An 11690-nucleotide genomic window follows, 5' to 3' on the forward strand; every position below is an offset into this window, starting at 1 on the left:
AAGGTGATATTTCAGGGGTCTTTCAGGACATGGCAGAAAAAAAGAGTGCGAAAAGGAACCGTCGCGAGGAAATATTGCAGGCTCTGGCACAGATGCTGGAATCCAGCGATGGCAGCCAGCGGATCACCACCGCCAAGCTGGCGGCAAACGTTGGGGTCTCGGAAGCGGCACTTTACCGGCACTTTCCCAGCAAAACCCGGATGTTTGACAGCCTGATCGAGTTTATTGAAGACAGCCTGATTACGCGCATCAATCTGATTTTGAAAGACGAGAAAGAGACCCTGCCGCGTCTTCGTCTGATCATCCAGTTAATCCTGGGCTTTGGTGAGCGTAATCCAGGTTTAACGCGAATTCTGACCGGTCATGCGCTGATGTTTGAGCAGGATCGCTTGCAGGGACGGATTAATCAGCTGTTTGAACGTATTGAGGTTCAACTTCGTCAGGTGCTGCGCGAGCAGAAAATGCGTGACGGGGAGGGCTTCAGGACAGATGAAACGCTGCTGGCAAGCCAGCTGCTGGCGTTTTGTGAAGGGATGCTGTCCCGCTTTGTTCGTTCTGGTTTCCGCTATCGTCCAACGGTGGATTTCGACACCCGCTGGCCATTACTGGCCACCCAGCTGGTCTGACAGCACAATGAAAGCGGGCCAGTGAAAACTGGCCCGCAGCACATCAGATACCGTACTCTTTGCGGTAAGCACGAACAGAGGCCAGATGGTCTGCCAGTTCGGGCTTCTCTTCCAGATAAGCAATCAGCTCGTTCAGGGTGATAATCGAAATCACCTTGCAGCCGTAATCCCGCTCCACTTCCTGAATTGCAGACTGCTTACCACGTCCGCGCTCCTGACGATCGAGAGAGATCAGTACGCCTGCCAGCGTTGCCTTGTTAGCAGCGATGATTTCCATTGATTCACGGATAGCCGTTCCGGCAGTGATCACATCGTCCACCAGCATGATGCGGCCCTGCAGCGGGCTGCCTACCAGCAAACCACCTTCGCCATGGTCTTTCGCTTCTTTACGGTTAAAGCAATAAGGCACGTCGCGGTCATGATGATCGGCCAGCGCAACTGCGGTGGTAGTGGCAATCGGGATACCCTTGTAAGCCGGACCAAACACCAGGTCGAAATCAATGCCGGAATCAACCAGCGCCTGAGCGTAAAAACGCCCGAGGAGCGCCAGATCGCGACCAGAGTTAAACAGACCCGCGTTGAAGAAATAAGGGCTTTTGCGCCCTGATTTCAGCGTGAACTCACCAAATTTCAGCACCTGCTTGTTGATGGCGAATTCGATAAATTGGCGCTGCCAGGCTTTCATGTCTTCTTCCTCGTTTAATTATAAAAAAAGGCGACTCTCGGGTCGCCTTAACAATCAGTTCTGTAATGCCGCTTTCTGCGCCTGAATCAGCGACTCAATCCCGCCCCGCGCCAACGCCAGCAACTTCAGCAGTTCATCATGGCTGAAGGGTTCACCCTCTGCCGTGCCCTGAACTTCAATCATGCGGCCATCTTCCGTCATCACCACGTTCATGTCAGTTTCTGCAGCGGAGTCTTCCACATATTCCAGGTCACACAGTGCTTCGCCGTTAACGATACCAACGGAAATCGCGGCAACCATGCCCTTCATTGGATTAGTCTTCAGCTTGCCGACAGACACCAGACGGTTCAGCGCATCGGCCAGCGCCACACAGGCTCCGGTGATGGAAGCGGTTCGGGTACCGCCATCCGCCTGCAGCACATCGCAGTCGAGCGTGATGGTAAACTCACCCAGCGCTTTCAAATCCAGCGCGGCACGTAGCGAACGGGCAATCAGGCGTTGGATCTCCAGCGTACGACCACCCTGCTTGCCTTTGGCGGCTTCACGCGCGTTACGGCTATGGGTAGCACGTGGCAACATGCCGTATTCAGCGGTGACCCAACCCTGCCCCTGACCTTTCAGGAAACGTGGCACGCCCTCTTCAATGGTGGCGGTGCACAGCACTTTGGTATCACCGAATTCAACCAGGACTGAACCTTCAGCATGTTTGGTGTAGTGGCGGGTTAGTGTGACGGGACGCACCTGTTGTGCGCTACGGCCTGCTGGACGCATGGTTTATCTCCGGCTGGTAAAAACAGTATTGGCTGCGCATTATACGGATTTCACCGCCGGATGCCTATGACCGCCTGTCGGTTGCGGTGATTCTTATAGCATCCGGCGTCAGCCGGTAGTCTCAGTCCAGAGTTTTACGGTAGCTTTTCAGTCCGATCCCCATCACTACCACGGCCAGTCCAAGTAAAGGAAGCAGATCGGGCAGTAAAGCGACCTGCGTCACTACAGACAGAGCGGCAATCAGTGGGGTATTTTTCATCAGCTTCCTTTTTTTCAGTCTGCTTTCACTGTCATCATTTCGCCTGGCAGTGGCCAGAACGGCTTTGCACATCTTAATCATCCGGCTTTAAAACACCAGATACGCCAGCCGATTTGCCAGAGTTTGCCCTGACGCCTGTTAAGCCATCGCCTGCACCGCTATAATCCCCTCATCTTTCTCTGAAAACGGGTACGCATAATGATCCGCAGTATGACCGCCTACGCCCGGCGCGAAACCAAAGGCGAATGGGGCAGCGCAGCCTGGGAGCTTCGTTCCGTCAACCAACGCTATTTAGAAACCTACATCCGTCTGCCTGAGCAATTCCGTGGCCTGGAGCCGGTGATCCGTGAACGAATTCGTAACCGCCTGACGCGCGGCAAAATCGAATGCAACCTGCGCTTTGACGCCGACCCGCGAGCGCAGAGCGCGCTGGTGCTGAATGAGAAGCTGGCAATCCAGCTGGTTCAGGCGGCAAACTGGGTGAAAATGCAGAGCGACGAGGGGGAAATAAACCCGGTCGATATCCTGCGTTGGCCTGGCGTGATGTCAGCAGAAGAGCAGGATCTGGATGCCATTTCCGCCGAACTGCTGCGAGCATTGGATAGCGCGCTAGATGACTTTATCACCTCGCGGGAAACTGAAGGTGCGGCACTGAAGTCACTGATCGAGCAGCGTCTGGAAGGCGTCAGCACTGAAGTCACCAAAGTGCGTGCGCAGATGCCGGATGTGCTTAAATGGCAGCGTGAACGTCTGGTCACCAGGCTGGAAGAAGCGCAGGTGCAGCTGGACAGCAACCGCGTTGAGCAGGAGCTGATCATGCTGGCGCAGCGCGTGGACGTGGCGGAAGAGCTGGACCGTCTGGAAGCGCACGTGAAAGAGACTTACAACATCCTGAAGAAGAAAGAGGCCGTTGGCCGTCGACTCGACTTTATGATGCAGGAGTTCAACCGCGAGTCGAACACCCTGGCCTCGAAATCGATTAATTCTGAAGTCACCACTTCCGCCATCGAGCTGAAGGTACTGATTGAGCAGATGCGCGAGCAGATTCAGAATATTGAGTAATATCTCACCAGATTTCATATAATGTCATAACACTAATAAAACCCGTATGTTACGGGTTTTATTGTCTCACTAAGTACCATCAGTTCTCGCCAAATCTCCCGCCTTTGCTGTACCATCAGGAGTACCAAGTACATTTTTAACCGCTATCGTTTTGGTACAAGCAGGAAGAATGGGAAAGCTATCAGATATACAGATAAAAGCCTGGCTAAGGTCTCAGGAACGCTTCGAGGGACGCTCTGACGGAAACGGATTGTATCTTTGCTACCGCAAAGAGTTCTCAATACCAAAATGGCGCTTTCGCTACAGCTTTGGAGGCAAGGCGCGTGCGATGTGGATCGGTTCGTATGGTGATCTGTCCTTAGCAAAAGCGCGTGAAAGAGCCAGAGAGCTATCTGCAAGAGTAGCTTTAGGCTATGACGTCGCCGGAGAGAAGCAGGAGCGTAAAGCCTCTACCCTCGCCAAAATCGAGAAAGAGAAGAACGCTCGCCGCGTTTCTGACCTGGCGCTTGAGTACTACGAAAAGCAAATTGTTGGACGATGGAAGCATCCCGACATTCTTCGCAGACGCATTGAAAAAGACATTAACCCTCATATAGGCGGCATTAAGGTAGAAGACGTTAAGCCTGGGGACATTGATATGATGTTGCAGAGCATTGTCCAGCGTGGTGCGCCAACTATCGCTAATGACGTATTACGTTGGATAAAGCGAATATTTAACTATGGTATAAAGCGTCAGTATTTGGGCGTTAATCCGGCGGCAGCTTTTGATAATAATGATGCAGGCGGCCAAGAGAAATCAAGAGATCGTTTTCTCTCAGAAGAAGAAATTGAATTACTTTTCCGTGCGATGAAAATGGCTAAAGGGTTTAGCCGACAGAATGAGATAACTTTTAAGTTACTTTTACTTCTTTGCTGTAGGAAAATGGAACTGTGCTCAGCTAAATGGGAAGATTTCAACCTTGCAGAAGGTGTTTGGTATTTAAAAAATACTAAAAACGGCGATAATCTGGATATTCCTCTTCCTGATTTATCTTTGACTTGGCTGAAGGAACTGAAGCAACTTTCTTTAGGCAGTGAATGGGTTCTGCCAGCAAGAAAAATGCAGAACAGGATGATACCTCATATTGCAGAAAGTACCCTTCCCGTGGCACTGGCAAAGCTTAAACCGCATATGGAAGGAGTTGAAGGATTTACTATCCACGACTTCAGGCGAACCGCCAGAACGCACCTGGCCCTTTTGGGTATAGACCCAGTGGTGGCCGAGCGTTGCCTTAACCATCGTATCAAAGGTGTTGAAGGCATCTATAACCGACATAATTACTTTAATGAAAGGAAATCAGCGCTAAATAAAATGGCTGATTTTCTGGCTGGAATAGAGGCGGCAGTATAATGCATTTTAGTTTCTCAAAGGGTAGCGCCATTGACAGGCTGACCTATTACCCCCAGATTGAAATAAAGGAGCTAGCAAGGGCTTTAGCTAATGTTGATCCGCATACAAAAACTGATGATTTGCCAGAAGATAAGGCCAGCATAGTCAGCGCTTACTCTGACTATCTTATCCGGGTTAACAGAAACCTATATGCTTTCCTGAAAGCAAATGGAAAGAAAAAAGAACTTGAGTTATTTTACCCAAAACCTATTGCAACTAATTGTCCTATAGAAGCAAACATTCTCTTTGCATCCAGCATTAACCTTATCGAAAAAGACGTAACTCCCAATATTTTAGCTGAAAAGTGCATTCTATCTTTATCTCAGATGTACAAAAAATATGGAGAAGCGGTTATTACTTATTGTGGCGGCGAAAAAGCCGTTATGATCGCAAAAGAAAATGCACAAGATAGGCGTGGCGAGCATAAAAAAAATGAAGAAAATGCATCTTTACATAAAATTATAGGGTTGCTTGCGATCAATCTTGCAATGGAAAAATCAGCCAGCGGATCTACAAAATGGATCAACAAAGCTGGTTCACCCAGCATTGAGTCTCTACATAATTTGTTGAACGACTATGCCGAATCTAATGGCATAAGCAAAAAAGGGATAGGTAAATCTTCTTTTTACGACAAGTTACGAACTTCGCTTTCCTCACTTTACGACGAATAACACTGGTATTGTGCCCGGCACGAATATGCTCGGGCGCTCTGCCTGTGATCGGAATATGCAACAATAGGCCAAACTATGCCATCGCGTTACTTTTAATTACCATTCAATTGCCAACATTAGCCATTAGTATTGAACCTGTAGATATATAAAGGGACATACCGGTCAAGAAAGAAAAAAATACTTTATAAAAATCAAATAATTAACAAGATTAATAATACTTCTTTCACCTCACATAGCCACAGGCTGCACTTTGATGGAATGGTATTTTTTTAGTGGAATTTTAAATTTATTGATGGAATTCCATTTTCAGTGGAATACCTCACCACATCTCGATTAGTCTCACCACATACCATTTTTAATCAATGAGATAGGAGAGCCTGCTTTGAATATCACACCCTACGGCAGTATTCCAGAAACAGGATTTGTCAGGCAAAAGCAGTTGATGCATTGCCTGCCGTTTTCATCAGCAACTCTATGGAGGCGGGTCGCGTCTGGCTCATTTCCAAAGCCAATAAAAATTTCCGCTCGTATTACTGCCTGGCGCGCTGAGGAGGTTAAAGAATGGATAGGCCAGCAGCGTTCGCATTGATAAATGTGCGGCGACAAGTCACCCCGAAACATCATCCTTTAGGTTCAATGCCACGACGCTTAAGTTCCTGTCTTGCAACCTCTTTGAACCAGTTGCCTAGAGTGGTTTGGTCTTTGGCTGCTTCAAGATCGAGTTGCTCTCTCAGTTCAGGATTAATGCGGATCTGGAAGGTCGGCGATTTACCACCGGTTTTAGGAGTGCGATCTTTAGCCCTTGACATTGTACGTACCTTCTACTTTAATGAACACCATAAGGTACGTACCTTATACAACAAAGCACTTGAAAACAAGCGGCTCTGCAAGGTACTCGCAATACCTCACAAAGCCTGACCATAAATGAACTTGGGAGTCACATACATGGCTACATCAAAGTGTACCTGGATCTTTGCTGCAATCAACCGTGCGCAGTCCAACTGCCGCCTGGTAATGCTGCGGGTTACGGCAAATGATGAGCGCAGCGCCCGCCGTCGTCTGGCAGCGGATTATATTTTGCTCTTTGCAGGCCGCCTGCCCTGCCTGGGAGATCATTATGCGTGAGTATCCGCAACCCGGCGAACGCTGGCAGCATGAACAGGGCTGGACGGTCAGCATTATCCGCCTGACGGCGGCCCCCTTCAGCGTGGCGGCCGCTAACCCGGAATTCAGCCATGAGGTGCTGTATCGCTATGACAGCGACGGCCAGCTTACCTCCGGCCCGCTGGCGTGGTTTGAGGCGCACTATCAGCGTATCGCTGCGGCTCCCCGTCAGCGGGCAGCTACAACCGGCGGTGAAGGCGGTTCCGCCCCCCTGAGCCTGCATCCATCCGTGACGTTTGTGCATTACCGGGATAGGGTTACCAGCCCACGCCCGGAGCCGGACGCCGACCACTACTCACGCTTCCTGTAAGCCGTAACCGAATCCAGTAACGGAGTTATCCATGAATACTTTTAACGGGCAGCATGCTGCTCAGGGCCACCCCTTGCCGTTAAACCGCCATTTTGCCGCTTACGGCCTGCCGGAAGACGCATTCGAGAAGCTCGAGAGGGCTAAAGATGCCTGCGACCTGCTGCAACAGCTCTTTGCGCAACACCCTCAAAACGACGGCCTGCCGTTCGGTGGCAACGTGCCGGGCGTGGCCGCGCTGATGGACTACCTGTATGCCGACCTGAAAGAGGTGACGCGGCACTGCACCCCGCTGACGGAGGCGCATGTATGAGCCAGCCAAACGTCTCGGTCTTTCCGGCGGAGCTGACCACCGCCCTGTACCGTCGCGCCATTGCGTCAGCATGGCGGGCAAAAGTACTGGCCGATACCGGCAGCGAAAACTTCGGGCCTCACAGGCTGTCGGTGGAGCGCATTGAAATGGCGATTGCCCTGCATGTTGAAAGCGCAATGGTGAACGAGTACGGCGAGGCGCAGGGCGCAGCTGCGGCACTGGCGCTGATGAGCGACATGGTGGAGCCGGGGCTGCTGACCGCCCCGCCGGTACTGACGCCACGCGGTAATGACGTGATGACGACCCTGTACCGCACGCTTCCGGCGGCGTTTGATGATTTCTGCGATACCGGCATTTCACTGTATGACCATTAAGGGGGCGCTATGACAGTCACACAGATTGCCTCCGCCGCGCGGGGCCGCTGGCCGGTCATCCTGCCGCTGCTGGGCATTACCGTTCCGGACAACGGCAGGCACGGCCCGTGTCCGCACTGCGGCGGCGATGACCGTTTTCGTTTTGATGACCTTGAAGGGCGCGGTACGTGGATTTGCAGCCACTGCGGCAGCGGTGACGGCCTCGACCTGGTTAAGCAGGTCACGGGCAACGGAGTGAAGAAGGCCGCGCAGTCGGTGGCGCAGGTGCTGGATTTACGCGACGTGCAGGACATGCCGGTAACGCCAGCCAGAGAAAAAGCCCCGAAGCGTGATATGGCCGCCACGGTGGCTGCACTGCTGGTAGAGAGCCGCACCGGCGAAAGTGCCTACCTCGGCGTGAAGGGGTTCACCAGCTATCCCGCCACGCTGACCGGCAAGGCGCAGCGCATCAGCAACACGGCGTTCCCTGCAGGCTCCCTGCTGCTGCCGCTGACGACGACTGACGGCTCGGTAAACGGCGCGCAGCTGATAGCGCCCGGCGGTGAAAAAAGCCTGCTGCCGGGCAGCACCATGAAGGGAGCATTTATCACGCTGGCCCCGCTGCCCTCAGAGCCGCCGGTGCAGGTGGTGATTACCGAGGGCTGGGCCACGGCGCTGACCGTCAGCCAGCTGACCGCCGGTTACGTGGTGGCCGCCGTCTCGGCGGGTAATCTGCCGAACGTGGCGAAGGCGCTGCGGGCGCGCTGGCCGGAGGTGAAAATCATCCTTGCCGGTGATAACGATTTTCACGACGGAGAGGAGAACGCCGGAAAGACGTTTGCAGATCGCGCTGCTAAAGCCGTCGGTGGCTGGGTGACGCTGCCGCCGGGCGAAATCCGCGCCGACTGGAACGACTACCACCGCCAGCACGGCGTGACCCGCGCCCGTGAAGCCTTCCGTAACGGTCTGGTGCTGTGCGGTGAGGGCCGCACGCTGCTGCCGCAGGGGTTCCGGCTGACGCAGGAGTATCTCTGGTATGAAAAGCAGGTACAGCGCAACGGCGAGACGGAAATCCAGAACGTCAAAATCTGCAACCCGCTGCGGGTGACGGCCATCACCTGCGACGCCGACGGCGGCAACTTTGGCCGCCTGCTGGAGTGGGAGGACACCTGGGGCGAGCGCCGCAAATGGGCGATGCCGATGGAAATGCTGAGCGGCAGCGGCGAGGAGCTGCGCCGGGTGCTGCTGGTCAACGGCCTGTCGTACATCAGCACCACCGGCGAGGCCCGCGCCCGGCTGATGGAGTACATCTCGCTTTGCAAGCCTGAGCGGCGCGTCACCTGCGTCAGCCGCACCGGCTGGCACGGGCAGGTTTACGTCCTGCAGGATGAGGTCACCGGCGAGGATGCGGAGGGCGTCATTCTCCAGACCACCTCCGTACAGGGGCGTGACTTTCGGGTGGCAGGCACGACGGAAGAGTGGCGGGAGCACGTCGGGCGCTACTGCACCGGCAATTCCCGCGTGGCGTTTGCGGTCAGCCTGGCCTTTGCTGCCCCACTACTGCGCCTGATTGGCATGGACGGCGGCGGCTATCACCTCAAGGGCGAGTCCACCGACGGCAAGACCACCACCATGAAGGCGGCCACCTCGGTATGCGGCGGCCCGGACTACTGGCAGACATGGCGGGCCACCGGCAACGCGCTGGAAGGTTCGGCCAGCCGCCGCAATGATGCGCCGATGATGCTCGATGAAATCCGCGAGGTGGACGGGCGCGAGGCGGGCAACATTGCCTACATGCTGGCAAACGGCCAGGGCAAGGGCCGGGCGGGAACGGACGGCGAGCTGCGCACCCGCAAGCAGTGGCGGCTGCTGTTCTTCTCCACCGGTGAGCTGTCGCTGACCGAACACGCGGCAAAGGCCGGAGAGCGTACCTTCGCCGGGATGGAGGTGAGGATGATACAGATACCCAGCGACTCCGGTAAGTTCGGCGTGTTTGAAGAACTGCACGGCTTTGAGAGCGGAAAGGCGCTGGCCGAACATCTGGAGTGGGCAACAGGCAACTACTACGGCTCGCCGTTCCGCGAGTGGCTGAAGGCGCTGACCGGCGACCTTAACGGGCTGACGGCGCAGGCAAAGGCGCTGATGAAGGAGTACACCGCCGCGCTGACGCCACAGGATGCGGGTAATCAGGTGGGGCGGGCAATAAACCGTTTTGCCCTGGTGGCAATGGCCGGGGAGCTGGCAACGCGGCTCGGTATCACCGGCTGGCCGGAAGGGGAAGCGCTGCGCGCCACGCGGATTTGCATGAGGGCCTGGCTCAATGACCGGGGCCACACGGCCAACCAGGAAGACATGGCCGCGCTGGAGCAGGTGCGCACCTTCTTCACCGCCAATCAGTACAGCCGCTTTGCCGACTGGCACGACGAGCGCAACCGCCCCGGCAACATGGTGGGCTGGCGCAGGGTGGACAGGGGCAACACGGCACAGAACCGGGAGGCGGTGACCACCTTCTACGTGATGCCATCGGGCTGGAAGGAAATCTGCCGGGGTTTTGACCCGCGTAAGGTGGCGAGGCTGTGCGCGGATAAGGGCTATCTGCTTGCGGCCAACGACGGGAAGCTACAGACCAGCATACGCCCGCCAGAGATGAACGTGCGCAGGCTGTACGTCTTTAACAGCGAGGTGCCGGGTTAATACGGTGCGTGAATCTTACTTATAAAGGGTAACAGAGGTAACAGGTGTAACAACCGCGTCAGCAGTGAGCCGGGGCTGTTACACCTTACCCTGATAAAAAGGTAACAGGTGTAACACCCTCACCCCTGCCTGTTACCCGCTGCAACCCGCCGTGTTACACCGCCCAAGATTTTAAAAATTACGTTATTTCAATGATGTAACCCGTGTAACACCTGTTACCCACTCAGATAAACAGAGACAGTCCTGAAACGGCATGCTGAGGCTTTTTCCTGGCGGGCCGGTTCCCTTAAAAGGTTTGTCCTGTGAGCGGGGAACGGACAGCGATGAAATGCATTGTTTTGTGAGAGACAGCAGAATGTCCATAACCTTTACAGAGAGAGGATCGGAATGAGCGACATCATTAATTCTTCAGTTCATCGCTTCAGCCAGGCAAAGGCCGCGCACGGTGAACAGATGCAGAAAATCAACGGTATCAGCAGCGCCATTGCCCGCAGTGAAAAAGAGCGTCAGGCGGCGGTTGAGAACGGACAGGAAGCGGAAAGCAGCTGGCGCACCCGTTTTCGTGAGCTGCGCGGGGCAATCACGCCGGAGATGCGCGCCGAGCACAGCCAGCGCATTGCCAGCCGCGAGCTGGCCGGAGAGTTCACCGCGCTGATTGAGGAGCTGGAGACCGAAAGGCAGTGGGAAATGATTAAGGCCGTCAGCACCGGCCGCAGCTACGTCCACGCACACAACACCGCCTTTACGGAATACGCGGAAAGCCAGTGGGACTCCGCCATGCGCAATCTCAGCCCGACGCTGCTGCGGGCCATCAGGCTCAAGCTGATGGCGCTGACGCTCAGTGACAGTGAACGCGATACCAACCCGAACCACGAAGAGCCTGTCACCGTGCTGGCCCGCCTGACGGGTGAAATCCTGACGAAGAAAGCCGCCTCAGCGCAGCTGGATATGGAAGCCGAGCCGGTACTGTCGCAAATCGGGCTGCATCGCCCGGCACTCACCGGCGTGGATATGGCCCTTTACAACAGCCCGGCCAGCGTTCACATGCTGAGGACTAAACTGAAGGAGAAAAAAGCATGATGCGCTGTCCGTTCTGCCGCCACACATCGCATGTGAAAACCAGCCGCTACCTGTCCGAACAGGTGAAGGAGTCTTATCATCAGTGCACGAACCTGGAATGCTCCAGCACCTTCAAGACCCATGAGAATATTGTGAAGGTCATCACCCCGCCGCCCGAGCCGGAACGGGTATCTGTAGAGGCTCCACCACCTTCGGTGAGGTGTCAATACCATTCAAATAGTGACCCACCCTGCCAAAGTAAAACTGACCCACCCCTGTCAGTGGTTAGCCAGAAAC

The 11690-nt window shown here is 54.7% G+C and carries 16 protein-coding genes; 12 read left to right on the top strand and 4 right to left on the bottom strand.

All coding sequences use genetic code 11. The features are described from left to right. The first annotated feature begins 29 nt into the window (after positions 1 to 29). A complete protein-coding gene (gene slmA, locus AC3Y5R_RS19970; protein ID WP_158782290.1) occupies positions 30 to 626 on the top strand; it encodes a nucleoid occlusion factor SlmA in 597 nt (198 codons plus the stop codon). A gap of 43 nt (positions 627 to 669) precedes the next feature. On the opposite strand, the gene pyrE is transcribed toward slmA, so the two are convergent. From pyrE to AC3Y5R_RS19985, 3 genes are all read right to left on the bottom strand, one after another. Beyond that, entirely contained in the window at positions 670 to 1311 is a 642-nt protein-coding gene (gene pyrE / locus AC3Y5R_RS19975; protein WP_489922773.1) for an orotate phosphoribosyltransferase, read from the bottom strand. A 54-nt stretch (positions 1312 to 1365) separates the two neighbouring features. Further along, the gene (gene rph / locus AC3Y5R_RS19980; RefSeq protein WP_489922774.1) at positions 1366 to 2082 is read right to left on the bottom strand and encodes a ribonuclease PH; all 717 of its coding nucleotides are present in this window, start codon (positions 2080 to 2082) and stop codon (positions 1366 to 1368) included. A gap of 121 nt (positions 2083 to 2203) precedes the next feature. After that, complete coding sequence (locus tag AC3Y5R_RS19985; RefSeq protein ID WP_489922788.1) at positions 2204 to 2341, bottom strand: hypothetical protein; 138 nt, start codon at positions 2339 to 2341, stop codon at positions 2204 to 2206. A gap of 198 nt (positions 2342 to 2539) precedes the next feature. Between AC3Y5R_RS19985 and AC3Y5R_RS19990 the strand changes: the two genes are divergently transcribed. The 4 genes from AC3Y5R_RS19990 to AC3Y5R_RS20005 all read left to right on the top strand — a co-directional run bounded on the left by AC3Y5R_RS19990 (position 2540) and on the right by AC3Y5R_RS20005 (position 6092). Further along, positions 2540 to 3403, top strand: coding sequence for a YicC/YloC family endoribonuclease (locus AC3Y5R_RS19990; protein WP_158782293.1), 864 nt, complete (start codon positions 2540 to 2542; stop codon positions 3401 to 3403). A 169-nt stretch (positions 3404 to 3572) separates the two neighbouring features. Then, the gene (locus tag AC3Y5R_RS19995; protein WP_489922775.1) at positions 3573 to 4793 is read left to right on the top strand and encodes a tyrosine-type recombinase/integrase; all 1221 of its coding nucleotides are present in this window, start codon (positions 3573 to 3575) and stop codon (positions 4791 to 4793) included. After that, positions 4793 to 5503 (top strand): hypothetical protein, encoded by a 711-nt coding sequence (locus AC3Y5R_RS20000; protein ID WP_489922776.1) that lies wholly within the window; start codon positions 4793 to 4795, stop codon positions 5501 to 5503. Before AC3Y5R_RS19995 ends, AC3Y5R_RS20000 begins: the two co-directional genes overlap by 1 nt. A gap of 382 nt (positions 5504 to 5885) precedes the next feature. Further along, a complete protein-coding gene (locus AC3Y5R_RS20005; protein ID WP_489922777.1) occupies positions 5886 to 6092 on the top strand; it encodes a helix-turn-helix transcriptional regulator in 207 nt (68 codons plus the stop codon). 31 nt (positions 6093 to 6123) lie between these two features. On the opposite strand, the gene AC3Y5R_RS20010 is transcribed toward AC3Y5R_RS20005, so the two are convergent. Further along, positions 6124 to 6312: a toxin-antitoxin system HicB family antitoxin gene (locus AC3Y5R_RS20010; RefSeq protein WP_105630452.1), complete on the bottom strand. Its 189-nt coding sequence runs from the start codon at positions 6310 to 6312 to the stop codon at positions 6124 to 6126. 136 nt (positions 6313 to 6448) lie between these two features. On the opposite strand from AC3Y5R_RS20010, the gene AC3Y5R_RS20015 reads away from it, so the two are divergent. The 7 genes from AC3Y5R_RS20015 to AC3Y5R_RS20045 all read left to right on the top strand — a co-directional run. Then, entirely contained in the window at positions 6449 to 6628 is a 180-nt protein-coding gene (locus AC3Y5R_RS20015; RefSeq protein ID WP_489922778.1) for a host cell division inhibitor Icd-like protein, read from the top strand. Continuing rightward, positions 6621 to 6977, top strand: coding sequence for a hypothetical protein (locus AC3Y5R_RS20020; RefSeq protein ID WP_489922779.1), 357 nt, complete (start codon positions 6621 to 6623; stop codon positions 6975 to 6977). The genes AC3Y5R_RS20015 and AC3Y5R_RS20020 overlap by 8 nt, the downstream gene beginning before the upstream one ends. Before the next feature lie 31 nt (positions 6978 to 7008). Continuing rightward, positions 7009 to 7287, top strand: coding sequence for a hypothetical protein (locus AC3Y5R_RS20025; RefSeq protein ID WP_489922780.1), 279 nt, complete (start codon positions 7009 to 7011; stop codon positions 7285 to 7287). Next, on the top strand, positions 7284 to 7661 hold the full coding sequence (locus AC3Y5R_RS20030) for a DUF5375 family protein (RefSeq protein WP_489922781.1): 378 nt from the start codon (positions 7284 to 7286) through the stop codon (positions 7659 to 7661). The genes AC3Y5R_RS20025 and AC3Y5R_RS20030 overlap by 4 nt, the downstream gene beginning before the upstream one ends. Positions 7662 to 7670: 9 nt before the next feature. Continuing rightward, the gene (locus AC3Y5R_RS20035) at positions 7671 to 10334 is read left to right on the top strand and encodes a DUF927 domain-containing protein (protein WP_489922782.1); all 2664 of its coding nucleotides are present in this window, start codon (positions 7671 to 7673) and stop codon (positions 10332 to 10334) included. 387 nt (positions 10335 to 10721) lie between these two features. Beyond that, positions 10722 to 11414, top strand: coding sequence for a hypothetical protein (locus AC3Y5R_RS20040; protein WP_489922783.1), 693 nt, complete (start codon positions 10722 to 10724; stop codon positions 11412 to 11414). After that, on the top strand, positions 11411 to 11690 hold a 280-nt coding region (locus tag AC3Y5R_RS20045; RefSeq protein ID WP_489922784.1), incomplete at its 3' end, for an ogr/Delta-like zinc finger family protein. The genes AC3Y5R_RS20040 and AC3Y5R_RS20045, both read left to right, overlap by 4 nt.

This window comes from Erwinia sp. 009765445 (assembly GCF_058137865.1).

Excerpts from the sequence above, each read along its gene's own strand:
- slmA (WP_158782290.1), top strand. The coding sequence starts at position 30 with ATGGCAGAAAAAAAGAGTGCGAAAAGGAACCGTCGCGAGGAAATATTG.
- pyrE (WP_489922773.1), bottom strand. The coding sequence starts at position 1,311 with ATGAAAGCCTGGCAGCGCCAATTTATCGAATTCGCCATCAACAAGCAG.
- rph (WP_489922774.1), bottom strand. The coding sequence starts at position 2,082 with ATGCGTCCAGCAGGCCGTAGCGCACAACAGGTGCGTCCCGTCACACTA.
- AC3Y5R_RS19985 (WP_489922788.1), bottom strand. The coding sequence starts at position 2,341 with ATGAAAAATACCCCACTGATTGCCGCTCTGTCTGTAGTGACGCAGGTC.
- AC3Y5R_RS19990 (WP_158782293.1), top strand. The coding sequence starts at position 2,540 with ATGATCCGCAGTATGACCGCCTACGCCCGGCGCGAAACCAAAGGCGAA.
- AC3Y5R_RS19995 (WP_489922775.1), top strand. The coding sequence starts at position 3,573 with ATGGGAAAGCTATCAGATATACAGATAAAAGCCTGGCTAAGGTCTCAG.
- AC3Y5R_RS20000 (WP_489922776.1), top strand. The coding sequence starts at position 4,793 with ATGCATTTTAGTTTCTCAAAGGGTAGCGCCATTGACAGGCTGACCTAT.
- AC3Y5R_RS20010 (WP_105630452.1), bottom strand. The coding sequence starts at position 6,312 with ATGTCAAGGGCTAAAGATCGCACTCCTAAAACCGGTGGTAAATCGCCG.
- AC3Y5R_RS20015 (WP_489922778.1), top strand. The coding sequence starts at position 6,449 with ATGGCTACATCAAAGTGTACCTGGATCTTTGCTGCAATCAACCGTGCG.
- AC3Y5R_RS20020 (WP_489922779.1), top strand. The coding sequence starts at position 6,621 with ATGCGTGAGTATCCGCAACCCGGCGAACGCTGGCAGCATGAACAGGGC.
- AC3Y5R_RS20025 (WP_489922780.1), top strand. The coding sequence starts at position 7,009 with ATGAATACTTTTAACGGGCAGCATGCTGCTCAGGGCCACCCCTTGCCG.
- AC3Y5R_RS20030 (WP_489922781.1), top strand. The coding sequence starts at position 7,284 with ATGAGCCAGCCAAACGTCTCGGTCTTTCCGGCGGAGCTGACCACCGCC.
- AC3Y5R_RS20035 (WP_489922782.1), top strand. The coding sequence starts at position 7,671 with ATGACAGTCACACAGATTGCCTCCGCCGCGCGGGGCCGCTGGCCGGTC.
- AC3Y5R_RS20040 (WP_489922783.1), top strand. The coding sequence starts at position 10,722 with ATGAGCGACATCATTAATTCTTCAGTTCATCGCTTCAGCCAGGCAAAG.